This is a genomic window from Methyloligella sp. GL2 (assembly GCF_013341275.1).
In the GTDB taxonomy this organism is placed as follows: domain Bacteria; phylum Pseudomonadota; class Alphaproteobacteria; order Rhizobiales; family Methyloligellaceae; genus Methyloligella.
This window is the reverse complement of record NZ_CP054476.1, coordinates 2,694,450-2,720,244: the sequence shown is the minus strand read 5'-3', so window position 1 is coordinate 2,720,244 and position 25,795 is coordinate 2,694,450. Positions and strand designations below refer to the sequence as shown.

22 protein-coding genes are annotated in these 25,795 nt (G+C 64.0%); 6 read left to right on the top strand and 16 right to left on the bottom strand.

Going from position 1 to position 25,795, the window contains the following annotated elements:
• Positions 1–59: 59 nt before the first annotated feature.
• The 14 genes from HT051_RS12660 to HT051_RS12595 all read right to left on the bottom strand — a co-directional run bounded on the left by HT051_RS12660 (position 60) and on the right by HT051_RS12595 (position 17,271).
• Positions 60–1,274, bottom strand: coding sequence for a 2Fe-2S iron-sulfur cluster-binding protein (locus HT051_RS12660; protein ID WP_174542373.1), 1,215 nt, complete (start codon positions 1,272–1,274; stop codon positions 60–62).
• Entirely contained in the window at positions 1,271–2,098 is an 828-nt protein-coding gene (locus HT051_RS12655; protein ID WP_174542372.1) for a xanthine dehydrogenase family protein subunit M, read from the bottom strand. The genes HT051_RS12660 and HT051_RS12655 overlap by 4 nt, the downstream gene beginning before the upstream one ends.
• Positions 2,095–4,464 (bottom strand): xanthine dehydrogenase family protein molybdopterin-binding subunit, encoded by a 2,370-nt coding sequence (locus HT051_RS12650; RefSeq protein WP_174542371.1) that lies wholly within the window; start codon positions 4,462–4,464, stop codon positions 2,095–2,097. Before HT051_RS12650 ends, HT051_RS12655 begins: the two co-directional genes overlap by 4 nt.
• Positions 4,465–4,573: 109 nt before the next feature.
• Entirely contained in the window at positions 4,574–5,878 is a 1,305-nt protein-coding gene (locus tag HT051_RS12645; protein WP_174542370.1) for an ArgE/DapE family deacylase, read from the bottom strand.
• Positions 5,879–5,905: 27 nt separating this feature from the next.
• Positions 5,906–6,862: an LLM class flavin-dependent oxidoreductase gene (locus tag HT051_RS12640; protein WP_174542369.1), complete on the bottom strand. Its 957-nt coding sequence runs from the start codon at positions 6,860–6,862 to the stop codon at positions 5,906–5,908.
• A gap of 17 nt (positions 6,863–6,879) precedes the next feature.
• Positions 6,880–7,650 carry a CoA-transferase subunit beta gene (locus HT051_RS12635; protein WP_174542368.1) on the bottom strand — a complete coding sequence of 257 codons (771 nt, stop codon included), beginning with the start codon at positions 7,648–7,650 and terminating at the stop codon, positions 6,880–6,882.
• Positions 7,643–8,608, bottom strand: a complete 966-nt coding sequence (locus HT051_RS12630) for a CoA transferase subunit A (RefSeq protein ID WP_174542367.1) — start codon at positions 8,606–8,608, stop codon at positions 7,643–7,645. The genes HT051_RS12635 and HT051_RS12630 overlap by 8 nt, the downstream gene beginning before the upstream one ends.
• Positions 8,609–8,822: 214 nt before the next feature.
• Positions 8,823–11,216 carry a 5-amino-6-(D-ribitylamino)uracil--L-tyrosine 4-hydroxyphenyl transferase CofH gene (gene cofH, locus HT051_RS12625; RefSeq protein WP_174542366.1) on the bottom strand — a complete coding sequence of 798 codons (2,394 nt, stop codon included), beginning with the start codon at positions 11,214–11,216 and terminating at the stop codon, positions 8,823–8,825.
• The gene (gene cofD / locus HT051_RS12620; RefSeq protein ID WP_174542365.1) at positions 11,213–12,214 is read right to left on the bottom strand and encodes a 2-phospho-L-lactate transferase; all 1,002 of its coding nucleotides are present in this window, start codon (positions 12,212–12,214) and stop codon (positions 11,213–11,215) included. The genes cofH and cofD overlap by 4 nt, the downstream gene beginning before the upstream one ends.
• Positions 12,215–12,248: 34 nt before the next feature.
• Complete coding sequence (gene npdG, locus HT051_RS12615; RefSeq protein WP_174542364.1) at positions 12,249–12,914, bottom strand: NADPH-dependent F420 reductase; 666 nt, start codon at positions 12,912–12,914, stop codon at positions 12,249–12,251.
• A 145-nt stretch (positions 12,915–13,059) separates the two neighbouring features.
• The gene (locus HT051_RS12610) at positions 13,060–14,628 is read right to left on the bottom strand and encodes a GMC family oxidoreductase (protein ID WP_174542363.1); all 1,569 of its coding nucleotides are present in this window, start codon (positions 14,626–14,628) and stop codon (positions 13,060–13,062) included.
• Positions 14,625–15,428 (bottom strand): ABC transporter ATP-binding protein, encoded by an 804-nt coding sequence (locus HT051_RS12605; protein ID WP_174542362.1) that lies wholly within the window; start codon positions 15,426–15,428, stop codon positions 14,625–14,627. Before HT051_RS12605 ends, HT051_RS12610 begins: the two co-directional genes overlap by 4 nt.
• Positions 15,425–16,285: an ABC transporter permease gene (locus HT051_RS12600; protein ID WP_174542361.1), complete on the bottom strand. Its 861-nt coding sequence runs from the start codon at positions 16,283–16,285 to the stop codon at positions 15,425–15,427. The genes HT051_RS12605 and HT051_RS12600 overlap by 4 nt, the downstream gene beginning before the upstream one ends.
• Entirely contained in the window at positions 16,282–17,271 is a 990-nt protein-coding gene (locus HT051_RS12595) for an ABC transporter substrate-binding protein (RefSeq protein WP_174542360.1), read from the bottom strand. The genes HT051_RS12600 and HT051_RS12595 overlap by 4 nt, the downstream gene beginning before the upstream one ends.
• A 252-nt stretch (positions 17,272–17,523) precedes the next feature.
• On the opposite strand from HT051_RS12595, the gene HT051_RS12590 reads away from it, so the two are divergent.
• Together HT051_RS12590 and HT051_RS12585 are read left to right on the top strand one after the other, a co-directional pair.
• On the top strand, positions 17,524–18,543 hold the full coding sequence (locus HT051_RS12590) for an XdhC family protein (RefSeq protein WP_174542359.1): 1,020 nt from the start codon (positions 17,524–17,526) through the stop codon (positions 18,541–18,543).
• Positions 18,497–19,087, top strand: a complete 591-nt coding sequence (locus HT051_RS12585; protein ID WP_174542358.1) for an NTP transferase domain-containing protein — start codon at positions 18,497–18,499, stop codon at positions 19,085–19,087. The genes HT051_RS12590 and HT051_RS12585 overlap by 47 nt, the downstream gene beginning before the upstream one ends.
• Positions 19,088–19,135: 48 nt before the next feature.
• Here the strand turns inward: HT051_RS12585 and HT051_RS12580 are convergent, their stop codons facing one another.
• Both HT051_RS12580 and gluQRS read right to left on the bottom strand, forming a co-directional pair.
• Positions 19,136–19,510 carry an HPF/RaiA family ribosome-associated protein gene (locus HT051_RS12580; protein ID WP_174542357.1) on the bottom strand — a complete coding sequence of 125 codons (375 nt, stop codon included), beginning with the start codon at positions 19,508–19,510 and terminating at the stop codon, positions 19,136–19,138.
• A gap of 135 nt (positions 19,511–19,645) precedes the next feature.
• Positions 19,646–20,509, bottom strand: a complete 864-nt coding sequence (gene gluQRS / locus HT051_RS12575; protein ID WP_174542356.1) for a tRNA glutamyl-Q(34) synthetase GluQRS — start codon at positions 20,507–20,509, stop codon at positions 19,646–19,648.
• Between the two features lie 197 nt (positions 20,510–20,706).
• Between gluQRS and HT051_RS12570 the strand changes: the two genes are divergently transcribed.
• The 4 genes from HT051_RS12570 to HT051_RS12555 are packed head-to-tail and all read left to right on the top strand — an operon-like array spanning position 20,707 to position 25,740.
• Positions 20,707–21,426, top strand: coding sequence for a metallophosphoesterase family protein (locus HT051_RS12570; protein ID WP_246810083.1), 720 nt, complete (start codon positions 20,707–20,709; stop codon positions 21,424–21,426).
• The gene (locus HT051_RS12565; protein WP_174542355.1) at positions 21,341–22,903 is read left to right on the top strand and encodes an O-antigen ligase; all 1,563 of its coding nucleotides are present in this window, start codon (positions 21,341–21,343) and stop codon (positions 22,901–22,903) included. The genes HT051_RS12570 and HT051_RS12565 overlap by 86 nt, the downstream gene beginning before the upstream one ends.
• A gap of 54 nt (positions 22,904–22,957) precedes the next feature.
• Positions 22,958–25,147 carry a polysaccharide biosynthesis tyrosine autokinase gene (locus HT051_RS12560; protein ID WP_174542354.1) on the top strand — a complete coding sequence of 730 codons (2,190 nt, stop codon included), beginning with the start codon at positions 22,958–22,960 and terminating at the stop codon, positions 25,145–25,147.
• On the top strand, positions 25,144–25,740 hold the full coding sequence (locus HT051_RS12555; protein WP_208454321.1) for a hypothetical protein: 597 nt from the start codon (positions 25,144–25,146) through the stop codon (positions 25,738–25,740). Before HT051_RS12560 ends, HT051_RS12555 begins: the two co-directional genes overlap by 4 nt.
• The last annotated feature ends 55 nt before the right edge of the window (positions 25,741–25,795 follow it).

Genomic DNA, 25,795 nt, shown 5'->3' with positions numbered 1-25,795 from the left:
AGTTGGATTTTCCGGACCACTCGATAAGCGGTTCAACCGCCGATACCCAGCGTAAAACCTCAGCCGCGGCCGAATAACTTGGCAAACAGGCGCTTGAGACGGCCTGCGATCACCGACCAGAGCAGGGCCCCGGCATTGAGTTCCGCCGCAACCGCCGGCTCCGGCGCCTCCCCTTCGCCGCCGCGTGCGGCATAGTCGAGCCGCGCCTCGAGATTCTGCACGAAGGCCGAGGTGAGCCGGTTGGCGACGTCGTTGACCAGACCTGAGCGGCCGAACTGCGCCAGCATGCCGGTGAGGGTGAAGCCGACATCGACCTCCACATCCGTTCCGCCGTCCGGCGCCGGCTTGACGCGATACTCCATCGCGCCGCGCGTCGCCGATTTGCTGCGGGTATCCTTCCCGGTTCCGATCACCCGGCCGCTGCGGGAAGCCTCGTCGCGCGTCACCTGGGCCACGCCCTGAAACGCTGCCGCGATCGGCCCCGCCTTGACCCGCATTTCGCCCGTCACCTGGCCGTCCTCGCTCTCGCTGGTGAGCGAGGCCCCCGGCAGGCAGGCGATCACATCCGCGATCCGCCCGAAGAACGCCCAGACCTCGGCGGGGGAATGCGAAACCGTGAAGCTCTGGCGGAACGAGGTCTGCGGCTTCCAGTCGGGGTCGACCTCCAGCGCCTCCGCGGCGACCGTTTTGCTCGTTGCAGCGGCGGCCGTCTCCTTGCGCGGTGCAGCGCTCTCGGCCGCCGCAGCGTGACCAGACCCGGCCGGACCCAGCGCTTTGCGGCCGCCATCGGGGATCGCATCGATCCCCCGCGCGCGCCGCTCGGCGATCACGTCCTGGATCGCCCGGATAATGCCGACATAGCCGGTGCAGCGGCAAAGATTGCCGCTCATCGCCGTGCGGATTTCCTTTTCGCTCGGCGCCTGCAGCCGCAGCACCAAGTCGCGCGCCGCCACGATCATGCCCGGGGTGCAATAGCCGCATTGCAGCCCATGCTCCTTTTGGAAGGCTTCGCGCAGCTCCGCGCCGATCTCGTCCTCGTCCAGCCCTTCGATGGTGGTGATCTCGGCCTGCTCGCACGCCACCGCAAAGGTGATGCAGGAGCGCGCCGGCACGCCGTCGATCAGAATGGTGCAGGCGCCGCAAACCCCGTGTTCGCAGCCGATATGGGTGCCGGTGAGGTTATGGGTCTCGCGTAAGAGATCGGCCAGATGGGTGCGGGGCTCGACCTCGGCGGAAAGCGGCTTACCGTTGACGGTGAGAGTGACCTGGGTCATCGGCCTCGCGCTCCTTCGACCGCGCGCCGCAGCGCAACGCTATGGGTCTGCCGCTCGATCGGATCGCGCATGCCCGCCTCGGTCAGCGCGGCAGTGACGGCCTTACTGTCGAACGCGGCCGGGTCTCCGTCGCCGATCAGCCCCTTCGCATCGGCGATCACCAAGGGGCGCGTCTCGGTGGCGCCGATCACCGCGCGGCAGATCCCGCGCTCCGGATCGATCAGCATCGCGCCGATGGCATGGGCGAATTCGCCGGTCTTGCGGCAGGATTTGTAATAGCCCCAGCTTGCGCCCGAACCGAGCTTCGGCACGGTGACCGAGACCAGAAGCTCGCCCGGCCGAAGATCGGCCTCCAGCGCCCCGAGCATATACTCTTCCACCGGCAGATGCCGCGCGCCCTCGGGCCCGCGCAAAGTCACCGTCGCTCCGAGTGCCGCCAGCATCGAAACCCAATCGGCGGAAGGATCGGCATGGGTCAGGCTGCCGCCGACCGTGCCGCGATTGCGCACCGCCCGATAGGCGATGCCCGATGCAACGCTCGGCAAGGCGCCATGGGTCACGTCGGGCAGGCGTCCATCTTCGATATCGGCATGGGTGATACAGGCACCGAGGGTCAGCTTATCGCCGCTCTCTTCGAACGAGCGCAGCTCCTCCACCCCGGTGATGTCGACCAGTAGGTCCGGCTGCACCAGGCGCAGATTGAGCATCGGGCCGAGCGACTGGCTGCCGGCGACCACCTTCACCAGCGCGGTCTCGTCGGCGAGCAAGGCCAGCGCCCCGTCCACGTCCAAGGGCCGCGCATAATCGAAATTCACCGGCTTCACGACACCACCTCATCGGATCGCGTAGCCGTTCCCGCAGCCTTCGCCTCGGCAATGGCTTCCAGCACGCGGCGCGGCGTCATCGGAGAGTGCAGCAGCTCTGCACCGAACCCTTTCAGCGCATCGTTCACCGCATTGCCGATCGCTGCCGGCGGCGCGATGGCGCCGCCTTCGCCGATCCCCTTCACGCCGAACTCGGTATAGGGCGCCAGCGTCTCCATATGATCCAGCTTCGGCGCCGGCACTTCCGTCGGTCCCGGCAGCAGATAATCGGCGAAGGTGGAGGCGAGTGGCTGGCCGGAGCCGTCGAACCGCATCTCCTCGTAGAGCGCGGTGCCGATGCCTTGCGCCAGACCGCCATAGATCTGCCCGTCCACCACCATGGGGTTGATCAGCTTGCCGCCATCCTCGGCGATCACATAGTCGAGGATCTCGATATCGCCGGTCTCCGGATCGACGGCGACGGTGGCAAGATGCGCGGCATAGCTGAACGTGCCGGTATCGCGCTCCGGCTTATAGCCGATGGTCACCTCCAGTCCGCGCGGATCGACCGATTTGGGCAAATCCTGCGGCCGCAAATACCAGGTGCGGGCAATCTCGGTAAGCGTCACGCGGCCGGTCTGCGAATAGACCGCCCCTTGCGCCAGCTCCACCTCTTCCGGCTTCACTTGCAGCATATGGGCGCCGACCGCCTTGGCCAGCCGGGCAATCTCCTTGCAGGCGGTGGAGACCGCGCCGCCGGCCATCACCGCGCAGCGCGAGCCCCAGCTCCCGGTGGAGTAGGGGGTGTATTCGGTGTCGCCGTGCACCAGCTTGATCTTGTCCGTCGGGATGCCGAGCACCTCATGCGCCACCTGCGCCAAGGTGGTCTCCATGCTCTGCCCGTGGGAGTGCACGCCGACCCGCAGCTCCAGCCCGCCATCGGGCGTCATGCGTGCCGTCGCCTGCTCATGGCCCGGCACCATGGGAATGCCCCAGCCGGCATAGACCGAGGTGCCATGGGCGCCTTGCTCGCAATAGACCGAAAGTCCGAGCCCCAGCAGGCGTCCGTCCGGCTCGCCCTTCCTCTGGCGCGCGCGGAACGCCTCAATATCGATATGCGCCATCGCCCGGCGCAAGGCTTCCGGATAGTCGCCGCTGTCGAAATGCTTATGGGTGATGTTGTTGAACGGCATTTGCTCCGGGCGAACGAGGTTTTTCATCCGCACCTCGGCGGGCTCCAGCCCGGCCTCGCGCGCCACCGCATCCAGCATCAGCTCCATCGCGTAGCAGACGCCGGTTCGGGCCACGCCGCGATAGGGGAGGATGGGGCATTTATTGGTGGCCACCGAATAGGTGCGGCAGCGATAGGCGGGGAAGTCGTAAGGCCCGGGCAGGATGCTCGCCACCTGCGCCGCCTCAAGACAGGCGGAGAACGGGTAGGAGGAATAGGCGCCCGAATCCACCGTCGCCTCGCAATCGATGCCGCGCAAGCGTCCGTCGCGATCGGCATAGGCGGTGATCGAATAATGATGCTCGCGGCAATTGGCGCCGGCGGTCAAATGCTCCCGCCGGTCCTCCAGCCAGCGCACCGGATAGCCGCAGCGCAAGGCCAGCCAGCCGAGACAGATATCTTCGGGAAGGAGAATGCCCTTATAGCCGAAGCCGCCGCCGACATCGGGCGAGACGATGCGCAGCTGGGTCTGCTCCAGCCCCAGACATTCGGAAAGCCCGGTGCGGACGATATGCGGCATCTGGCTGCCGGTATAGAGCACCAGCTGCTCCATGCGGCTGTCCCAGGTGGCGACCGTGCCGCGTCCTTCCATCGGCACCATGCATTGCCGGGCGGTGGAGATTTCCCGCGTGATCTTGATCGGGGCGTCGAAGGCGGATTCGATATCCACATCGATCTGGGTCTCCAGAAAGATGTTGTCGCCCCAGGCCTCGTGCAGCAGCGCCGAGCCGGGCTTGCGCGCCTCCAGCATGTCGTGCACCGCCGGCAGCTCTTCGAACTCGACCTCGACCGCATCGGCGATGTCTTCCGCCTCGGCGCGGCTTTCGCCGATGCACATGGCGATCAGCTCGCCCACCTGGCGCACCTTGTCGAAGGCAAGCACCGGCTGCTCGGAGACTTTGAACCCCGCCAGGCCGGAGACCGCCACGATCGGCTTCACCCCGTCCGCATCGAGATCGGCGGCGGTGAAGACCCGGTCGCGATACTCTTCCGGAACGTGGATGGACTTGATCTTGCCGTGGGCAATCGGCGAGCGCACGAAGGCGGCGTCCCGCATGCCGGCGAGACGAATATCACCGACATACTGGCCGCGGCCGCGCAAATAGCGGTCGTCTTCCTTGCGCTTCAGCGAAGCGCCTACGCCCTGTTCGCTCATCCGTGCTCCCATGCCTGTGCGCCCGTAAAGAGGGGACAGTCCGGACTTCCTTACGAGCGGCAGGCTACCGCCCCGGCATGCGCCGGGTGCGATCTAATCTCGATCAGCCTTAAGCGCTCTCTCCTGAGGCGCTCTCGGCTTCGGCGCTTTCGACTTGGCACCAATCGTAGATGGCCAGCGCCATAACCTTGATCGCGGTGATGTAATCCTCGATCGAGACATATTCATTGTCCGAATGCATCACCGCCGTCGAGCCCGGGCCGAAGATCACCGTCGGCGTCTCGCCGTAGCTGTTGAGGAAGCGGGTATCCGCTGCGCCCTGGCGGCCGCTGATCACCGGATCCTTGCCCGTCACCTCGGTATAGGCGCGCGACACCGCGTCCACGATCGGATGGGCCACCGGGATTTCCGAGGCCTCCGCGTCATAGCCGACGAAGCGCACTTTCGGCGGATGGTCCTTCATCCAAGGATCTTGTGCGGCGGCCTCGGCCACCTTGTCGACCAGGCTCTGCTTGACGCCTTCGTGATCCTCGCTCGGCACTGTGCCGATGCTGCCCTTCAACAGGCAGGTGGCCGGAAAGGCGCTCGGATAGGTGCCGGCCTGGAAGCTGCCGATGATGCACGGCAGGGAATCGATGGCGCTCGGATAGAGCGGATGGGTCACCGTGGCGATGCGCTCGGCCTCCAGCTCCGCCACCGCCTGGGTGATCTTGTAGCCGAGCTCGATGGCGTTCACGCCCTCATAGCGCTGCTGAATGCCGGCCGGCTTGCCCTGGATCTCGATCTCGAACCAGATGCGGCCGATACAGGCCGGCTGCACGCCGAGATCGCTGGTCTCGCCGGAGATGCCGGCATCGGCGGTATAGCCGCGGATCACCGTATCCAGCGTGCCGTGACCGCTGACTTCCTCGTCGATCACCACATTGATCATCACGTCGCCCTTGGGCGCCAGGCCGAGCTGCTTCAAAAACTGCACGGCGAGGATATGGCTCGCCACGCCGCTCTTCATATCGCAGGAGCCGCGGCCGTAGATACGCCCGTCCTGGATGCTGGCCGACCAGGGATCGTCGCTCCAGCCTTCGCCGTCGCCCACCGGGATCACGTCGGTATGGCCGTTGAGCAGCAGCGAGCGGCCGCCGCCGGTGCCCTTCCAGGTGGCGACGATATTCGGCCGTCCCTCATAGCCGCGCGCAACCGGCCGATAGCCCGGATGCTTCTTCAGCTCTTCCCAATCGGTCTCCCACATATCGACGTCCAGGCCGATGCCCCGCATATACTCGGCCACAAAGGCCTGAATGGCGGCTTCGTCGCCGGTGACGCTGGGGATCGTCACCATCTTGCGCAGCAGCTCGATGGCCTGCTCTTTGTTGGCGTCGATCGTGTCGAAAATCTTCTGGCGATTGGGATCGGTCATGCGAACTGTCTCCGAAGGGCTGGAAAACTAGAGGGCCTTGAGGCGCGGGATGATCTCGCGCGCGATGACTTCGACCTGATCGGGCCGGTATTTGTAGGGAACGAAGATGATCTTCTGCACGCCGGCATCGATATGCGCCTGCAGCTGCTCGACGCAGTCGTCCACGTTGCCCATGATGGCGCTGTCCCGCGAGCAATCGCTATGGGAGGGGAAGTCCCACTCCGCGTTCAGCCATTCCATCATCTCGTCGTGCACCGCCTCGCGGGAATCGCCCACCATGATCGGCAGCTGCGAAGCGTTGAGCACCGTGTCGGGATCCTTGCCCGCCTCTTCGGCGAAGTTGCGGATCTTGTCCCAGGACCGCTTGAAGTCTTCCGGCTGGTAGAAATAGGTCAGCCAGCCATCGCCGCGGGTCGCCGCCCGCTTCAGCACGCGGTCGACATAGCCGCCGATCAGGATCGGCATGCGCGGGCTCTGATAGGGCTTGGGATACATCACCGCTGAGCGGAGATTGTGATTGAGATATTCGCCGCTGACCTTCTCCTCGGTCCACAGGCGGCTCATGATCTCCAGATTCTCGTCCATGATCTTGCCGCGCTTCTCGAACGGCACGCCCACGGCGTCGAATTCGCGCTTATACCAGCCGGCCGCCATGCCCATGACCAGCCGGCCGCGGGACAGCTGATCCATGCTGGCGAGCTGCTTGGCGAGCACCACCGGGTTGCGCAGCGTCAGCACCAGAATGCCGGTGCCCATCTTGATGCGGCTGGTGCGCGCGGCGATGCCGGTGAGGACGGTGAGGGAGTCGATGATCGGGAAATTGGGATCGACGCCGAGCAGGATATGGTCCCAGACCCAGACGGAATCGTAGCCCAGCTCTTCGGCATGCACCCCGTAATCGACAAGGGCCTTGGCATCCGGCATTTCCGGATAGGCGGTGAAATTGCGCGCAGCAATTCCGAAAGTCTTGGTTAGGCTGGTCATCTGTTCCTCGGGTCTCGTCAGGCTGTGAAAAGGCGCTCCGGATCGAGCATCCTCAGCGTTTCTAATTCTTCGTTGGTCGGCGGCTCGGTGACGGTCACGCCGTCGTCGAAAGTGAGGGGGAAGCCGGTATTGTCCTGCACTTCTTCCGCGGTGACGCCGGGATTGAGGGACAGCACCTTGATGCGGCGCGTCTCCGCGTCGAAGCCGAATACGGCGAGCTCGGTGATCACCCGGAACACGCCGCCGGCCGGAAGCCCGGCATCAGTGCGGCTGTTCTGCCCGCGCAGGTAGCCGGGGCTGGTGATGAAATCGACCTGCTCCACGAAGCGGCGCTTCTCGTGCTTCATGGCCACGATCATGTTGGTCAGGCTGGAGATGTCGTTGCCGCCGCCGGACCCCGGCAGGCGCACCTTCGGCGCGTCGGGGTCGCCGATGAAGGAGGAATTCAGATTGCCGTATTGGTCGATCTGGGCGCCGCCCATGAAGCCGATATCGACATAGCCGCGCTGCAACAGAAGCAGCACGTCGGCGCTGCCCAGCACCATATTGGCCCGCTTGGTGCAACGCTGGTCGTTGGTCGAAGGCGGCAGCTTGCCCGGCTCGACGAAAGCGCCGATGACGCCGCCCTCGAACAGGATGGTCAGCCCCGGCCGTCCCAGCCGCTGCGCCAATGTCGCCGCCAGCAGCGGGATGCCGATCCCGGCAAACACCAGCTGCCCGTTCTCCAGCGCGCGGGCGCTGAGAACCGTCAAAATCTCCGAAGCGGTATACCGGTTGCTGCTAGTCATTATACATGCTCCGGCCTTGCCGGCTGGCCTCCACGATTTCCTCCATGCCGATCAGCGAGAGAAATTCGGTCCAGTTTTTCGGCCCGTATACGAAGCGGTCGAGATAGGCCTTCATGCCCTCCACCGGATCGGCATTCACTTGGGCCACGTAAGCCTCCATGTGCTTCATCATCGGCTCGTACAGGCCGTAGCATTCATGTGGCGCGGCGCCGTAGGGCACCTCGACCACGGCATCGACGCACATGAAGGGAATCTTGGTGTGATCGGGCATGCGCCGGATCTGATCGTTAGAGACGATCCGCTCCGTGGTCAGGATCACGCTGTTCGCCGCCAGCGCCAGATCGATATCCATGAATTGCAGACCGTCGATCTGCGCATTGCCGTAAGCGTCGCAACGCTGCACATGGATGATCGCCACATCGGGATTGAGCGCCGGCACCAGCAGCAGCTTCTCGCCGGTGAACGGGCAGTCGAATTCTTTCGCCTCAGGCCGCAGCGGCATCAAATCGGAGCCGAGCATCGAGCGGATCGGCAGGAAGGGAACGCCCATCCCGCCGGCGCGGAAGCGCATGCCCATCGCCAGATGGCTCCACTCCTGATAGCGCTTGTCGCCGGCCTCGACGTGATGACGCATCACCTTGGAGAGGCCCCACAGAATGCCTTGCGCGAACCAGCTGGTGACGATCTCGTCGGCCACGCCTCCGCCGAACAGCAGGTCGCCGTCGGTGGAGACGATGCAGCGCGAGCAGGAGAGCTGCTTGCGCCCCTGGCGGATCAGCTCCCAGATCAGCGCCATCGGCGTGCGCGACATGGTCGAGCCGCCAATGCCGACCTGCATGCCGTCGCGCACCAGCCCGGCCGCTTCTTCCAACGATACGACCTTCTCGCGCAGGCTCCGATCCCGCTTGGCGAGATCCTCCCTGAGGGTCGCGTAAGACTGCACGTCAGATGACGGCACGATTGATCCTTTCACGGGCCATGCTTTGATCCCAAGCCACCGGCATGGAATGGGCTGGCCGGTCTATTCCGAGATGAGATGCGGGGGCCGCATCGGCCCCGGCAATGTGTGAGACCATAAACATACTATGATTAGTAAGACTAGCAAACATTACGCATTTGGTTCAAGCCTGTGAGCCGTTAGGTCTCAGTCGGGACGGCGATAATTGTGGATGTCAGCCGGACGGGCAGAGGTCGGCGGGAATGAGCTCGGGCACGGCGCGGTGCGCCCGCGGCGGCTTGCCGTAAAGCGTATTGCGCTGCCGCGGCAGCCGGCCCGCCGCCAGGATGATCTCCTCCATGCGCGAAGGCGTCATCTCCTGGCCATGGGAGGCGCCGGCGGAGCGGGAAATGCTCTCATCCATCAGCGTGCCGCCAAGATCGTTGGCCCCGGCATCGAGGCAGTGGCTGACGCCGTCCTCGCCGAGCTTCACCCAAGACGCCTGGATATTGGCGATATGCGGATAGAGCACCAGCCGCGCCACGGCGTGCATCAGGATGGCTTCCCGGAAGGTCGGTCCCGGACGGGCGCCGCCGCGCAGATAGATCGGCGCTTCCATATGCACGAAGGGCAGGGGCACGAACTCGGTGATCCCGCCGGTCTCCATCTGCAGCTTGCGGATGCGCAGCAAATGCCGCGCCCAATGCGCGTAGCGCTCGACATGGCCGAACATGATGGTCGAGGTGGTGCGAAGCCCGAGCCCATGCGCCGTCCGCACCACGTCCAGCCAGCCTTCGGTGTCGAGCTTATCGGGACACAGGATCGCCCGGACCTCGTCGTCCAGGATCTCTGCCGCAGTGCCCGGCAGGGTGCTGAGCCCGGCCTCTTTCAGCGCTGTCAGAAACTCCGCCACGCTGAGCCCTAAGCTCGTCGCGCCATGGGAGACCTCGAGCGGCGAGAAGGCATGGATATGCATCTCCGGCACCGCTTGCTTCGCCGTGCGGCAGATCTCCAGATAGGTCTCGCCGGTATAGGAGGGGTGGATGCCGCCTTGCATGCAGACTTCGCTGGCGCCCCGCGCCCAGGCCTCGCGCACCCGGCGCGCCACCTCGTCCATCTCAAGCACGTAGGGCGTGCCGCGCAGCGTGTCGCCGGCCCGCCCCTTGGAGAAGGCGCAGAACTGGCATTTGAAGGCGCAGATATTGGTGTAGTTGATATTGCGGGTGACGACGAAGCTGGCGATGTCGCCGTTGACCGCCCGGCGCATATCGTCGGCCGCCCGGCACACCGCGGTGAAGGCATCGCCCCGCGCTTCGAACAGCGTGACGATTTCCGCTTCCGACAGGCTTGCGCCGGTTTCCGCCTTGGCCAGGATCGGGCGAAAAGCTCCCGGCAGCACAGCCGGGGCGGGCGCGGCGATGCGCGCCGCCTCACTGGCGGGCACGGCTTCCAGACCGCCGACACGCCAGTTCTCATGGCGCGGTCGCCCTTCGCCGTCGATCAGATCGAGAAAGCGCTTCTGCACCTTCTTGTCGATCCAGCGGCTGGGCTCGCGCGCGAATGCCGGATAGACCGCAAGACGTTCGGTCAACTGCTTGCCGGCAGCGGCGGTCGCTTCCGCAAGCTTGGTCAGATGCGGCCAGGGCGCTTCCGGATTGACGAAATCCTGTGTGACGGGCGAGACGCCGCCCCAATCGTTGATCCCCGCGGCGACCAGCGCGGAAAGCTCGCCCGGGCTGAGATTGGGCGGGGCCTGGATATTCATCGACGGCTCGAACAAAAGCCGCGCCACAGCAATGGTCCACAGATGCTCGTCCAGGCTCGGTGCCGGCACGTCCGCCATGCGGGTGCCCGGTTTGGGGCGGAAATTCTGGACGATGATCTCCTGGATATGACCGTAGACGTCGTCGAGATCGCGCAAGGTGAGCAGCGCGTCGATCCGCTCTTCCCGCGTCTCGCCGATGCCGATCAGAATGCCGGAGGTGAAGGGGATGCGCAGCTTGCCGGCACGGCGGATGGTGTCGACCCGCATTACCGGCAGCTTATCGGGCGAGCCGTAATGCGGCATGTCCTTCTGGCAAAGCCGCTCCGAGGCGCTTTCCAGCATGATGCCTTGCGAGACCGAAACCTGACGCAAGCTGCTGAGATCGGCGTCGTCCATCAGCCCCGGATTGATATGCGGCAATAGGCCGGTCTTCTCCAGCACCAGCGCCGCCATCTCCGCCAGATAGCTAAGCGTCGTCTCGTGGCCGAGCGCCTCTAGCTCCTCGCGCGCGATCCGGTAGCGCATCTCCGGCTTGTCGCCGAGCGTGAACAGCGCCTCCTTGCAGCCCGCCTTGCGGCCCGCCTCGGCGATTCCCAGCACCTGCTCGGCGTTCAGAAACGCCCGCTCCCCCTTTTTCGGCGGATGGGCGAAGGTGCAGTAATGGCAGACATCCCGGCAAAGCTGGGTGAGCGGGATGAACACTTTTCGGGAATAGGAGACGATCTCGCCATGAGCGCAATCGCGCCGCCGCGCCGCTGCGTCCAACAGCGGCGTCAGATCGGTAAGCTCGCAAAGCGCGATGGCTTCGGCCCGGCTCAGCCGCGTGCCGTCCAGCGTCTTCAGTATCTCGGCGGAATTGCTCATGACGCCGCTCCGCGCGGTGGCGCCGCCTCGGCCTCGAGGGCGAGCTTATTGGCGAAATCCAGAACCTCGCCCGCCAGACGCACCCGATCCTCCTCGGTGGTCATCAGCGTATGGCTCACCGAACAGGGCAGCTCCAGATCTTCGCGCTGTGCCGCATCCGCCTGATCGATCACCAGCCCGTCGATGAGGCCGCGATAGTGAACGGCGATCGCCTGTACCGTTGCCGGCACCTTCAGCTCGGTCATGATCTTGGCGGTCGGGCCTTTCACCGCAGCCCCGCCGATCAGCGGCGAGACCGCGACCACCGGCGCCTTCGCCGAGCGAATGAGATGCTGCATGCCGGGCGTTGCCAGAATCGGATCGATGCTGAGGAACGGATTGGACGGGCAGATCACGATGGCGCGGAGGTCGGGCGCTTTCAGCGCGGCAATCACCGGCTTGGAGACGCAGGCCGTGTCGACGCCGTCGAACCGCACCCCGATCACCTCTTCCTCGCAGCGCCCCTCAACGAAGTAGCGCTGGAAGGGGAGGTTTCCTTCCGGTGTCTCGACCACGGTGCGGATCGGATCGTCCGACATGGGTAGGATTTTGGCTTTGATTCCAAAGTGCTGCGCGAAGCTTGCGACAATGTCCGAAAGGCTCTCGCCGCGGGCCAGCGCCGCGCTGCGCAAGACATGCAGCGCCAGATCCTTGTCGCCGAGCTGAAACCAGGTCTCTCCGCCAAGCTCGGACAGCGCCCCTAAGAAATTCCAGGATTCTGCCTCCCGGCCCCAGCCGCGTTCCTTATCGGCGCGCTCCGAAAGCGTATAGAGCACGGTGTCGACATCTGGAGAAATCGCCAGCCCCAGATGCTCGAAATCGTCGCCGGTATTGACCACCACCGAGAGATCCTCGCCGAGAAGCCGGTACAGCCCCAGCGCCAGCTTGGCCCCGCCGACACCGCCGCATAGCGCAACGACGCGCCCGGGACCGATATGGGAGAGGGCGTCGCCGCTCATCGAACCAAGTCCTCCGGAAACTGCTTGCGCATGGTTAGGCCTGCTGTGCCGCCTCGAGACCGGTAACGGCGATGCCTGCGCCGGTGATCTTGCACTGGCGGTTGATCCAGATCAGCACCGAGGTCATCGCCTCGGCGGCGGCCGAATTGGCCAGGCTGCCGCCGCCAATGCCGCGCCGCGCCACCAGCTCGGCAAGCGCGATCACGGTATTGCGTGCGCCTTTGTCGTCGCTGAACACCAGAACATCGCAATCGGCACGTTCTCCCGCATGAAGCTTGGCGGCCCCCAGCGTATGAAACGCCGAAACCACCCGCACAGTCTCACCGAGAAGACGCTGGGTAATCAACGCGGCAGAGCCGCCCTCCGGCAATTGCACCTTGGAGACCTTCGGCGGCGCCAGCGGCACGGTGGTATCGACGACGATCTTGCCGTCCACCGCCGGCTTGATCTCGCCGAGGATTGCGCCGTGATTGGAGAACGGCACGGTCAGCACCACGATATCGCTCGCCGCCGCCGCCGCCCAGTTGCTGTCGCCTTCGATGCCGAAGCCAAGCTCCGCCGCGGCAGAGGCCGCCTTTTCCGCGGCGCGCGATCCGATGATGACCTGGTGGCCGGCTCTCGCCCAGCCCTTCGCAAGCCCGGAGCCGAGACTGCCGGTGCCGCCGATGATGCCGATAACGGGTTTCGATATGTCAGACATAAATTCGGTTTCCTTTGCCTGCCGGCGGCCTCCGGATCCAGTCGGGGAGGGCCGATCCGACAGGCCAAAGAAAACATACTATCATTAGTAAGACAATACTAATATGCCCAGGCCGCGACTGTGCGCGGCCCGGGCCATAAGCGGCCTAGGCGTGTGCCGCCTTGATCAGGTCCGCGGCGCGTTCGCCGATCAGCACGCAAGGCGCCATGGTGTTGCCGGTGGTGACCGACGGCATCACCGAGCCATCGGCGATGCGCAGGCCTTTGATGCCGTAGACTTCCAGCGAACCGCTCACCACCGAGAGCGCGTCCTTGCCCATCTTGGCGGTGCAGGTCTCGTGGAAATAGGTGCCGGCGGCGTTGCGGATGAAGGTCTCCAGCGCATCGCCTTTCAGCGGTCCCGGCATGATCTCCTTCTGCGCAAAGCGCTTCAGCGCCGGCGAATTGCCGATCTCGCGGCAAAGCTCGACCGCCCGGGTCAGGGCTTTCATATCGGCCGGATCGCTAAGCAGATTTGCGTGGATCTTCAGCGGGTCGGAGGCGTTCGGCCCGGTCAGCTCGATATGCCCGCGGCTCTCGGGGCGCACCAGTCCCGGCGCCAAGGTGAAGGTCAGGGAGGGATCGGTCGGCAGGTCGTACTCTTCCCGGGTCACCTCGCTGCCGAAGGCGCATTCTTCCAGGATCGGCTGCAGATCCGGCGTCTTCAGCGACGAATCGCTCTTCCAGAAGAAGGTGAACTCGGCGGAGTTGTTACGCGGTGCTTCGGGCTCGTTATAGGCCCAGACGCAGCCCGCCATCAGGATGTGATCCTGCAGATTCTGGCCGACGCCGGGGAGGTGCTGCCGCACCGCAATGCCCTGCCGCGTAAGCTGCGCCTCGTCGCCGATGCCCGAGAGCATCAGCACCTTCGGCGTGTTGATCGCGCCCAAGGAGAGGATCACCTCGCCGCTGGCATTGGCCGTTAGCGACTGGCCTTGATAGCTGAAGGCGACGCCGGTCGCCCGTCCGTCTTCGATGATCAGATGATCGACCTCGGCGCCGAGCAGCACGGTGAGATTGGGATTGCCCATCTGCGGACGCAAATAAGCGCCGGCCGTTGAGACCCGCAGATTGCCGTCTTTGACGTTGATATTGGCGATGCCGCAATTGCCGTCGCCCTCGACCGCTTCGGCATTCAGATCGTCGACCGGCGGAATACCGATCGAAGCGGCCCCTTCCACCAAAGCCGGGGCGACGGGAATCGGATCGTTTGGCGGCGTGATATACATCGGGCCGCCTTTGCCGCGCAGACCCGAGGGGTTCGGCCCCTGCCAATCTTCGATGCGCTTATAGAGCTCCACGGCGGACTCGTAATTCCAGCCCGGATCGCCGGTTTCCTCGGCCCAGCTGTCGAAATCGTTCTTATGGCCGCGCGCCCAGACCAGCCCGTTGATGCTGGCGCCGCCGCCGAGCACCTTGCCCATCGGCAAAGGCGCCTTCCGGCCGTTCAGGCTGGGGCTCGCCTCGGCGGTGAACTGCCAGTCGCGCTCCGATCCGATATTGCGCATCCAGATGGTCGAGTCCTCGATCTCCGGAATGCGCTCGTCGCCGCCCGCTTCCAGCACGAGAACCGTCGCATCGCCGCTCTCGGCGAGCCGCGCGGCGACCACCGCGCCGGAGCAGCCGCCGCCGCAAACGATGAAATCGTAGGATTTCAGTAGATCAGGCACACTCATGACGCTGCCATACCCTCCTTGTCAGCAATCTTCATCGACTCTTCGCGGATGGCGCTGAGCACCGTCCAATGGGCGTCCCGGAACGCATCCGTTGTCATGGTGTCGGCCGTGCGCGGCCGCGGCAACGTGATCGGAACGGTGAGCTTGATCCGGCCGGGCTGATTGCTCATCACCATCACCCGGTCTGACAGAAACACCGCTTCGTCGACATCATGGGTGATGAACAGCACGCTCAACCGGTGCTCCTCCCAGATCGACGTCAGCAGCTCGTGCATATGACTGCGTGTCAAAGCATCGAGCGCCCCGAACGGTTCGTCCATCAGCAGGATCTTCGGCCGATAGGAGAGGGCGCGCGCAATCGCGACCCGCTGCTTCATGCCGCCGGAAAGCTCGCTCGGATAGCGGTCCTGAAACTTCTCAAGCTTCACCAGCTTCAGATGTTCAAGGGCGATCTCGCGGGCCTCTTTACGGCGGATGCCGGCCGCATGCAGGGCGAACTCGACATTCTGCAGCGCGGTGAGCCACGGCATCAGGCTGTAGCTTTGAAACACCACGCCCCGGTCGCGGCCGGGTCCGTAGATCGGCATACCGTCGACCAGCACCACGCCCTCGTCGCAGTCTTGCAGTCCGGCGATGATCGACAAGATCGTGCTCTTGCCGCAGCCCGAAGCCCCGACCAGAGAGACGAATTCGTTCTCGGCCAGGGTAAAGCTGACATCGTCGACGGCTTTGATCCGCTTCGCGCCCTGGCCGAAATACTTGGTGACGTTCTCAAGTTTCAGTCTCGGATAGGCGGTCATCGCGACACCTTCTGGTAGCGGAACATGCGGCTGGCGAGGAACTTCATCAGCTGATCGGAAAGCAGCCCCAGAAACCCGAGCACGAGCACGTAGCCGATAATGGTATCGGTCTGGAAATAGCGTTGCGCCACGGTGATGCGGTAGCCCAGACCCGTGGTCGCGGCGACCAGCTCCGCCAGCACCAGCCAGGACCAGGCCCAGCCGAGGCAGATGCGCGTCGCATCCCAAATGCCCGGCGCGGCGGCCGGCAGCACGATCTTGATCAGAATTTTCCAAGCCGGCATTTCCAGCGTGCGTCCCACATCGACGAAGTCGCGCGGCACCCGCTTGACGCAGTCTTGGACCATCAGAATTTGTTGGAAGAAAGTGCCGATCCAGATGATCAGCCATTTCTGAAATTCGCCGGTTCCGAACCACAGGATGGAAAGCGGCACGAAGGCCACCACCGGCATATAGCGTACGAAATCGATCACCGGCTCGAACATCGCGTCCAAGACCCGGTAGGAGCCGATCAGGATACCGCCCGGGATCGCGATGGCGCAGGACAGCGCAAAGGCAATCGCGATTCGCAGCAGGCTCGTCGTCAGATCGGTCCAAAGGTCACCGCTCGCGGCAAGCGCGCTGAGGCGGGTGACGACCTTGGCCGGAGAGGGCAGGAATAGCGAGCGGACCAGCTCGGCCTCCGTCACACCCCACCAGACCAGCAGAATAACGCAGAACGAAAAGACGGCGATGGCGATGAAGCGTCCCCGGCCCACCGTCGCGGTCATGTCGATCAGTCGACGGCGCGGCCGCCGCGCCCCGTTCTGGGACGCGGCGGCCTCAACGCCTTGCCGATTGGGCAAGCTTGTCGTCATTTGTTGGCCGCTTCCACGAAGTCGACCTCGACCATGCCGTCCGGATCGAACGGCTCAGGCAGGATCTTCGCCGCATAGCTGGCCTCGGACACGTCCTTCAGCGTCTTGCCGGCGAACTCCTTCGACAGGTGCTCGGCATTCTCGGGCACCGAGTAGAACTGAACGCCGTCGAAAGCGGTCTCCAGCTCTTCCGGCGTTGCGCCGACCGCCTTGGCGATGATGGCGCGGCCTTCATCGGTATGCGCGCGGTAATACTCGAGCGCATCGTTCCAGGATTCGACCAGCGCCAGGATCACGCCGGGCTTCTCTTCCAGCATGGTGTCGGGCGCCGCCAGAACGTCGCTGATCAGACCCGGATTTTCGCCGGCCGAATAGATCAGCTTGACGCCATCATCCTGACCCATCGCAACGGTGAGATAAGGCTCGTAGGTGACCGAGATCGGCACCTGGCCGGCGATCAGCGCCGAACCCGCCTGAGCTGCCGGCATCGGCACGGCCTCGATGTCGTCGATGGTCATGCCGTTGGCCGCCAGCGCATAGTTGAGCAGCACGTCGCTGGTGGCGCCGAGCTCATAGGCGACCTTCTTGCCTTTGAAGTCCTTCACCGAGTCCACATCCTTGGAGATGATGGAATCGGCGGTCAGGCTGAAATCGAGCAGCAGCACGATCTTCAGCGGCAGGCCGGTCTGAGCCATCTGCAGCGCGGCGTTGGTGGGCAGGCTCGCCACATCCAGCTCGCCGGAGACCAGCGCGGCATTGATGTCCTTTTGCTCGCTGAAATTGACGAGCTTCACATCGTCGAGACCATGCTCGGCAAAGAAGCCCTTCTCTTTGGCGATATACCAGGGCCCATAGCCGAGCCAGGGCTGCACGCCGATCGAGACTTCGTTGGTCTCGGGTTTCTCGGGGATCGTTTCAGCAGCTTGCGCCACCCCGAACATCAGGGCGAACATACAAACCGCAAGACAGAAAACGCGGTGCGACATCGAAACTCTTCCTCCATCTTTCAGTGCAAGGAGTGCTTAAGATACTATAGATAGTACGTTAGAAAGACAGCAAATAATGTGCCAGCTATCGAAAGGCGGTATTTTCCGCGCGAAACCGCCAAAAATCGGGATTGCCGGGACGAAGGCCAGCCGGCATGCGCCCCTTTTCTGCCTGCCGCGTCGCCCACAGCTGCCTAAAAATTATACGCAGATCGCAAGGCGGGACCGGTCGCCGGATCGGTGCGGCACCCGATGAACGCGTTCTCCGGTCTCTTGCGCTTTCTGCTTGATGCCGCCGAGCGTGGCGAGCGCACCGCGCTTGTCACCATCACCGATGTGATCGGCAGTTCGCCGCGGGCGGTCGGGTCCCATATGGGGGTAAGCGAGACCGGCGCTTATGTCGGCTCGGTTTCCGGCGGCTGCATCGAAGCGGCGGTCGTCACCGAGGCGCGCCGCGTCATAGAGAGCGGCCGGGCCGAGGAAATCCGCTTCGGCGCAGGCTCGCGCTTCATCGATATCCGGCTTCCCTGCGGCGGCGGCATCGATTTGGCCTTCACGCCGCATCCGCCGCGCGCCTTGCTCGCTGAGACGCTGCGCTTGCACCAGCAGCGCACCAGCCTGGTCTGGGCGCTCGGCCGCGATGGCGCCATGGCGCTGCGCACCGGCAGCGATGCCGGCACCGGCTGGCTGGGCGGTAAATTTCAAGTCCGCCATTTGCCGGCTTTGCGGCTTTGCATCTTCGGCCGGGACGCAGAGGCGCTCTCGTTGATGCGTCTTGCGGCCGGGCTGGACGTGGAAATCTGTCTGGCAAGCCCGGACGAGGATCTGGTGGCGCTTGCCGCCGAGATGGGAGGGAAGGGGCACCATCTTCAGATGCCCGATAGCGATATCGGGTTTTCCATCGATCGCCAGACTGCGGTGGTTATGCTGTTTCACGATCACGACTGGGAGCTGGGTCTCCTGCCGCAGATTTTGCGCCAGCCGGCGCTTTTCGTCGGCGCCATGGGCAGCCGAAAGACCCATGCGAACCGTCTCGAGGCACTGCGCTTACGGGGCGTGGCGGAAGATGCGCTAAACAGGGTGACCGGCCCGATCGGGCTTATCCCGTCGGCCCGCGACCCGCAGAGCTTGGCTTTGTCGGTGATGGCCCAGCTCGTCGACTGCTACAACAAGGCGGTATCGTGCCAGGCCATGCCGGATCGAGGAGCTGCCCAAGACCCGACTGATGAACGCCGCACCCTTCATAACCGTTCTTGCCGCCGGGCGTGCTAGCCGCTTCGGCGCATCGAAGCTCGACGCAAGCTGTGCCGGGCGCCCGCTGGGCAGTTGGGTGCTGCAAGCCGTCGCCGATGCGGGGCTGGCGCCGGGCGCCGTGGTCGTCGGGCCGACCCCGCCAAGCTTTCTCGCCGACTGGCCCGATTGGGCTTTGCTGCAAAATCCCAAGCCCGCGGCCGGGCTGAGCGCGTCCTTGAGGCTTGCGGCGGCCGAAGCCTCCGCCAGGCAGGCCGGGACCATGCTGCTGCTTCTGGCCGATATGCCGCTGCTCGATCCGGATTTTCTGCGTGAACTGGCTGCCGCGCCTGTGCCGGCCGCGACGGTCTATCCCGGCGGGCGGCACGGCGCGCCGGCGCTGTTTCCCAGCCGCCTGTTTCCGGCGCTTGGCCGGCTTGAGGGCGATCATGGCGCGGCCAAGCTGCTCGCAGGCGAGCCGCAGCTCACCAGCTTGCAGCCACCCGCCGGCATGTTGATCGATGTCGACCGGAGAGGGGATATCGCCGAGGCGGAGAAACGTCTCTCTTCACGCGGCGGGGTCTAAGCGGAGCCACTGCGCTGAACGAAGCCGAAGCCCGGCGAGTTCGGACGCCTAACGCTCCTCGGATTGCGGCGGTGCGGCTTTCGAGTGCTGCTTCACGTCTCCCTCCATCTCCCGGACGCGGTCCTGAAGCTGGCGTCGCGCCGCATCGAAAGCGTCCCGGATGGCGACATTGATGTCCTCATGCGCGTGATCCTGCCGTCCGGCATGGTCCACGTTCACATCGCGCCCCGGCATGCTGATGTGAATACGCACATTGTAGAGATTGCCCTTTTCGTGGTGCCGGTGCGGCATCTCCACCACGATGTCGTAGACGAGGCTCCGGCTAAAAAACGCGTCGAGCTTTGCGGCATGCTCGGCGATTCTGCTTTCGATCGCCTCGGACGGTTCGATATCGCGGTAGCTGATTTGAAGGGTAGACGTCATTTCCAAGTCCCGCTGGTTTCTGAACGATCTTTACGCTGCCAGCGGCTGCTGAGCAGCTTCGGGGAAAATCAAACGCCACAATCCGTTAGCATGACCTTGCCACGACAATGAGGCGGCCGGGCCAGGGCGCGGTCCCTACAATCCCACACGTGCGCGGATATCGGCGGCGGTGGCGCCGGCTTCGCGCAAAGTGGCGAGCGAAAGATCCCGGTCCCGCGTGGCGAGGCGCCGCCCCATCTCGTCGCGGATCAGGCGATGATGCCGGTAGATCGGTGTCGGCTTGTCCAGCAAGGCCTGCAGCAGCCGGTGCAGCGGGGTGGAGGGGAATAGGTCTTGCCCCCGCGTCACATGGGTCACGCCCTGAAACGCATCGTCGAGCACCACGGCCAGATGATAGGCGATGGCGCCGTCCTTCCGCTGCAGCACCACGTCGCCGATCTGTCCGATCAGTTGCTCCGGGTCGAGGGCGATCCGGCCTTGCTCGCCATTGGGACCTTCGCCGATCTCGTCAAACGAAAGCCTACACACTGCCGCCGCTCCGCCGAGCGCGGCAATCGCCTTGGCGATATCGAGGCGAAGTGCGTGAGGCTTGTCGTCTGGCTGAAACGGCCGGCCGCGGCAAATGCCGGGATAGGGCGGCCCCATCTCCGCGCCCTCTTGCGGCGCGCCGGCCGCCGCTTGGATCTCGGCCCGGGTACAGAAGCAGGGATAGACCAGGCCTTGTGCGGCGAGCTTATCGATTGCCGCGGCATAGCTTGCCGTGCGGCTCGATTGATACAGCACCGGTTCGGGCCAGCTTATGCCCAGCATGCGCAGATCGGCCATGATCGCATCGGCGAAATCTTGCCGGCTGCGGCCGGTGTCGAGGTCTTCCATGCGCAGTAGAAATCTACCGCCCGCCGCGCGCGCGGCCTCCCAGGCGGTCAATGCCGAAAACGCATGCCCCAGATGCAATGCGCCGGTCGGGGAGGGCGCGAAACGTTCCGCGACGAGAGCCATGCCAGAGCCGTATCGAAGCCGATAGGCACGATCAATGACTTATCTCCAGTGCCTGCGACACCGGCTCGTCAGAACCGGCGGATATTATCTAATATCTTCAGAGGCCTGATTAAGTGCCCCGACTCAGTTAGCGTCGGCGAAGGCACGACACCCAAGTCGTTGTGCACAGCCGCAACCGCCAGCAAGAGCGACTATTCGTGAGCATCTCTATTCCCGATGATCGGCGCATCTATGCCGTCGGCGACATCCACGGGATGCGGCTGCCCCTCCTCGATCTGCTGTCGAAAATCGACAATGATATCAAGGGGAACGTGCAAGATCCGGAGATGGCGCACCTGGTCTTTCTCGGCGATTACGTCGATCGGGGGACTGACTCCAAGGCCGTCCTGGACCTGCTAACCTCCGATCTGCCGGCGCCGGCGACGTTTCTCGCCGGAAATCACGAGCAGACCCTGTTGCGTTTTCTACTTGAGCCCGAGATAGTCGATCAGTGGCGTTATTTCGGGGGATTAGAGACGCTGACATCCTATGGCGTGGACGTGAAAGAGGTCCGGATCGGCCGCGGGTTCGCGGCCGCGCGCGATGCCTTCGTCGAGCGGTTGCCGCAGAGCCACTTGCGCTTTTTCCAGCATCTGCAGCCCTCGGCCGAGAGCGGCGAATATTTCTTCTGCCATGCCGGCGTGAGGCCCGGCGTTCCGCTCGACCGGCAAGACCCTCGCGATCTGATGTGGATCCGCGAGGAGTTCCTGAATTTCGACGGGCCCTTCGAAAAGACCATCGTGCACGGCCATACGCCGGGCGAGGAGGTCTATATCGGCCGCCACCGCATCAATGTGGATACCGGCGCCTACGCCACTCGGAAGCTTTCCGCCATTTGCCTTTCAGGCCCCAGCCGAAGGGCGATTTCCAGTGGCTAGCACCGAGGCGATCCCGACTGAGTTTTCGGCGCTTCAAAGCGGAATAGATCCGCTCAAGCACCGGGCTGCCTCGCGCATCGACGAGATCTTCTTCGGCCTGCTTCTGCTGGGCATCGCGGCCGCGCCGTTCTGGTTCGGCAGCAACCGCCCCGTCGCCTGGGGCGGTAACGCGCTCTATTTCGGCGCGCTGCTTGTCGCCTATGAAGGTTCGCTGATCTTCCGCGGCATGGCGCACCCGGTTGCCCTGAAGCGCCTCTGGCTGCCGGCGCTTGCCTTCCTCGCCGTGGTGATTTGGATCGGCGTGCAGCTCAGCGGCTTCACCCCGCAATCCTGGCACCATCCGCTATGGGGCATGGCGGCCGATGCACTCGGCCACGATGTCGAAGGCCGCATCACCGTCAATCCGCAACATACTTGGGAGGCCGGCTTGCGCTTGCTGACCGCCGCCGCCGTATTCTGGCTGGCGCTTCAGCTTTGCCGCAATCCGTGGCGCGCATCCAAGTTTCTGCAAGCGGTCGCGCTGATCGGCTTCGTCTATGCCGGCTATGGTCTGATCGCGCATTTCCTGCTTCCAGACCGGATCCTTTGGTATCCGAAGCTCTACTATAAGGAATCGGTCACCGCGACATTCATCAACCGCAACAACGCGGCCACCTATTTCGGCCTCGCGTTAATCGCTTGTCTTGGAACGATAATCTCCACATATCGCCGAGCGACCGCGCGGGTTGCCGACAATTGGCGCTTTCAGCTGGGCAGCGCGATCGAGACCACCGCCGGCTGGGGCGGATTTCTGCTCGTCGCCTTTTTCACCATCGGTGTCGCGCTGATCCTGACCGGATCGCGGGCCGGGATCGTCTCCTCCCTCGCCGGGCTTATGGCGCTTTCGGGCCTCTTGCTGCTGGGCGGCCGGAAGCATGGCCGGTTTGCCGGTCTGTTGGTGCTTGCCGCGGCCGCCGTCGTCGTCGCCACGGTATTGATATATGGCGACCTGTTCTTCGACCGGCTCAGCCGAGTAAATGCCGCTGGCCGGACCGCCGTCTACGCTATTACTTGGCAATCGGTCGGCGACGCGCCCATACTGGGCATGGGGTATGGTACTTTCGAAGATATTTTTCCCATGTATCGGGATACTTCAATGAGCCCATGGGACATATGGGACAAGGCGCATGATACTTATCTGGAGTTGCTCCAGGGATTGGGCGTGCCGATGGCGGCTTGTCTGATCGGCGCCGTGGTTTTTCTCGTATTTCTGTGCCTCCGGGGGGCAACGACGCGGCAGCGAAGCGGTTATCTGCCAGCGGTCGCGGTGGCCGGATCCGTCCTTGTCGGACTTCATTCCTTTGTCGATTTCAGCCTTCAAATACAAGCGGTCGCTTTGACTTGGATCGCGATACTTGGAGCCGGCGTCGCGCAATCCTGGAGTAGCCGGATCGAGACCGGCGATGGCCTTGTCGGCGAGGCGTTGGGCCGGAGTTAAGTCGAAGCCGGACGCGGCGTCCGGCTGAATTGGAGCGGGGGAATATAGCGTCCTATGCATGGTCGCATCCCAATGCAGGTGGTGGGGGCCGCCACGGATCGCCTCGATATTCGGGAAGTCTACGACTTCTTCCTGAGGCGCTGGAGATTTATCGCGGGCACGACGGGCATCGTCCTGTTACTTGCCCTGGTGGTGATCTCCAGTATCCCGGCGCGCTATACCGCCGCCGCCCAGATCCTTCTCGATCCGCCCGAACGCAGCGCTCTGGGAGGGCAATCGGCCTTGTCCGATATCGCCCTGGACACGGCGATGGTCGACAGCCAGGTCGCGCTGATCAAATCCCATTCGCTTCTGCGCCGGGTCGTGGAGAAGGAGACCCTGATAGACGATCCGGAATTCGGCAGCAGCGCCGGCAAGCCTGGTTTCTTCGCCTCGCTGTTTTCCAGTGCGGACGAGAAAGCCGACCCGAGCCGAGATCGGATGGCCCAGGTTGCTTCGACCGGCAAGCTTGCCAACGCCGTGGACGTCGCAAGGCAGGGGCGCACCTATATCCTGAAGATTGCGGTCACCTCGAAAAGCCCGAAACGGGCCGCCGACTTGGCCAATGCCGTCGCCGACGCCTATATCGTCGACCAGCTCGAAGCCAGCTACGAAGCAGCAAAGCGCTCATCCGCCTGGCTCAACGAACGGCTGCAAACTATTCGCGAGCAGCTGCGCAAATCGGAACGCGCGGTCGAGACCTTCCGCACCGAGCATCATCTCGTCGCCACCAATACCGGCACCATCAACGAGCAGCAGCTTTCGGAGATCAACGCCAAGCTGGTCTCCGCCCGCGCCGAGGCGGCGGAAAGCAGAGCGAAATGGGAACAGGCGAATAGGCTGCTCGAAGGCGGCGGCAAGCTGGATTCGGTTCCGGACGTCGTGAAGTCGCCGGTCATCGCCTCCTTGCGCCAGCAAGAGGCCGAGGTCTCCGCCCGCGAAGCCGATCTGGTCACCAAATACGGCGATCGTCATCCTTTGGTGGTGAATGTCCGCGCCGAACAGGCCGCCATTCGCAACCAGATCGATGCCGAAGTCCACCGCATCATCGACAATCTGAAGAACAATTACGAGGTGGCGCGCTCCCGCGAGCAATCGCTGCAGCAAAGCTTGCGCGAGCTGACCGGCGAGACCGGTCTCGACAATGCAAGCTCGATCCGCCTACGCGAGCTGGAGCGCGAGGCCGCCGCCAACAAGACCCTCTACGAGCAGTTCTTGTCCCGCGCCAAGGTGACCGAGGAGGAGAAGAGCTATCAGGCGCAAGGCTCCAGGATCATCTCCGCCGCGACGCCGCCGGGAGGGCCGAGCTATCCGAACAAGCGTCTGTTCCTCGCCGTCGCCATGCTTCTCGGCGTCGGGCTGGGGGCCGGAGGTGCCTTCCTGCTGGAGCTGTTCAATCCGGGGTTCACCTCGCCCCGGCAGCTCGAGGAGCAGCTGCATCTGCCGGTGCTCAGCTCCATCGCGTTTCTGGATGACACCGATCTCGAATGGCAGGGGCGGAATCTGACGCCGCAGCAGCTCTGTCTCGCCAAGCCGTTCTCGCGCTTCAGCGAATCCATCCGCTATTTGCGCACCGGCATCGAGATGGCCGATATCGACAACCCGCCGAAGCTGGTCATGGTGACTTCCGCCATGCCGGGCGAAGGCAAGACCACCATCGCCACCGCTCTGGCGTTCTCCGCCGCGGCGGGCGGGTCCCGGGTCCTGCTGGTCGATTGCGATCTGCGGCGGCCGAGCCTGACCAAATCCTTCAGCCTGGAGAAGACGCCGGGCCTGGTGGACTATCTGATGCAGCAGGTCGAGCTACAGCGCGTGGTCCACAAATATCGCGATGCCGGTGGGGTCTGCGTCATCGGTAGCGGCGCCACCAAGACCAGCAATCCGCCGGATCTTCTGAACTCCGTCCGGATGAAGGAGACCATCGCCAGCTTTGCCGAATTCTACGATCTGGTGATTTTCGACACCCCGCCGGTCGGGCCGGTCATCGACTCGGTGATCGTCTCCAGGATGGTCGACAAGGTCGTGCTGGTGACGCGATGGGGATCGACGCCTCGCGATATGGTCGGCGAGGCGCTGAAAAAGCTCGCCAAGGAGAAGAAGATCGCCGGCCTCGCGCTGAATATGATCGATGAGAGCCAAGCCGCCCGCTACGGCCGTCATGCCTATTACGGGACGAGCTACTATCAGAAGTACTACACGCAATGAGATGGCTGGCGGTGACAGGAAGCCTCTTGATCGGCGTGGCTCTTGCCGTGGTTGGCGGCCAGCTGTTCTTCTCCGCGGTGCTTCCGCCGAGCTGGCTGGCCTCATCCGAGCCGGCCGCTTCGGATGCCGGAACGGCGCAGGACGCAGCGGCAGGCGAGGGAGACACCCGGCCCTTCGCCGCCAAGCTGCAAGACCAGATCGTGCTGATCGTCGATCAGGAGCTTCGCCAGAATCCGAGCTCGTCGGGCTTCTGGCTGTGGCTTGCGGATTTGCGCAAAAACAGACCGCCGGAGGAATTCAACGCCGCCTTGCTGATGTCGCAGCTCACCGCGCCGAATGAAGCTTACATCATGCAGGAGAGGGCGATCCTCGGCATTTCGCGATGGGACATTCTCACTCCCGAGTTACGCAGGTCGATCATACGTGACACGGCAACGGTGGCGCCGCGCATCAATGCCGTAAGCGCGGAGCGCTATCGCCGGGCATCGGCCGGGATTCCTGAGACCGAGCGGCACGAGATCGGCGAGACGCTGGCAACATATTACGACATTAAGCCCTACCGTCTGAAGCGGCTGGGGCTCGCCGAGCAATAGCCGTGTTGGGGGCGGAGGCAATCGAGATGGTTCGCAGAAGATTTCGGATGGGACG

Excerpts from the sequence above, each read along its gene's own strand:
- HT051_RS12660 (WP_174542373.1), bottom strand. The coding sequence starts at position 1,274 with ATGACCCAGGTCACTCTCACCGTCAACGGTAAGCCGCTTTCCGCCGAG.
- HT051_RS12650 (WP_174542371.1), bottom strand. The coding sequence starts at position 4,464 with ATGAGCGAACAGGGCGTAGGCGCTTCGCTGAAGCGCAAGGAAGACGAC.
- HT051_RS12645 (WP_174542370.1), bottom strand. The coding sequence starts at position 5,878 with ATGACCGATCCCAATCGCCAGAAGATTTTCGACACGATCGACGCCAAC.
- HT051_RS12640 (WP_174542369.1), bottom strand. The coding sequence starts at position 6,862 with ATGACCAGCCTAACCAAGACTTTCGGAATTGCTGCGCGCAATTTCACC.
- HT051_RS12635 (WP_174542368.1), bottom strand. The coding sequence starts at position 7,650 with ATGACTAGCAGCAACCGGTATACCGCTTCGGAGATTTTGACGGTTCTC.
- cofH (WP_174542366.1), bottom strand. The coding sequence starts at position 11,216 with ATGAGCAATTCCGCCGAGATACTGAAGACGCTGGACGGCACGCGGCTG.
- cofD (WP_174542365.1), bottom strand. The coding sequence starts at position 12,214 with ATGAGCGGCGACGCCCTCTCCCATATCGGTCCCGGGCGCGTCGTTGCG.
- npdG (WP_174542364.1), bottom strand. The coding sequence starts at position 12,914 with ATGTCTGACATATCGAAACCCGTTATCGGCATCATCGGCGGCACCGGC.
- HT051_RS12610 (WP_174542363.1), bottom strand. The coding sequence starts at position 14,628 with ATGAGTGTGCCTGATCTACTGAAATCCTACGATTTCATCGTTTGCGGC.
- HT051_RS12605 (WP_174542362.1), bottom strand. The coding sequence starts at position 15,428 with ATGACCGCCTATCCGAGACTGAAACTTGAGAACGTCACCAAGTATTTC.
- HT051_RS12600 (WP_174542361.1), bottom strand. The coding sequence starts at position 16,285 with ATGACGACAAGCTTGCCCAATCGGCAAGGCGTTGAGGCCGCCGCGTCC.
- HT051_RS12595 (WP_174542360.1), bottom strand. The coding sequence starts at position 17,271 with ATGTCGCACCGCGTTTTCTGTCTTGCGGTTTGTATGTTCGCCCTGATG.
- HT051_RS12590 (WP_174542359.1), top strand. The coding sequence starts at position 17,524 with ATGAACGCGTTCTCCGGTCTCTTGCGCTTTCTGCTTGATGCCGCCGAG.
- HT051_RS12585 (WP_174542358.1), top strand. The coding sequence starts at position 18,497 with ATGAACGCCGCACCCTTCATAACCGTTCTTGCCGCCGGGCGTGCTAGC.
- HT051_RS12580 (WP_174542357.1), bottom strand. The coding sequence starts at position 19,510 with ATGACGTCTACCCTTCAAATCAGCTACCGCGATATCGAACCGTCCGAG.
- gluQRS (WP_174542356.1), bottom strand. The coding sequence starts at position 20,509 with ATGGCTCTCGTCGCGGAACGTTTCGCGCCCTCCCCGACCGGCGCATTG.
- HT051_RS12565 (WP_174542355.1), top strand. The coding sequence starts at position 21,341 with ATGTGGATACCGGCGCCTACGCCACTCGGAAGCTTTCCGCCATTTGCC.
- HT051_RS12560 (WP_174542354.1), top strand. The coding sequence starts at position 22,958 with ATGCATGGTCGCATCCCAATGCAGGTGGTGGGGGCCGCCACGGATCGC.
- HT051_RS12555 (WP_208454321.1), top strand. The coding sequence starts at position 25,144 with ATGAGATGGCTGGCGGTGACAGGAAGCCTCTTGATCGGCGTGGCTCTT.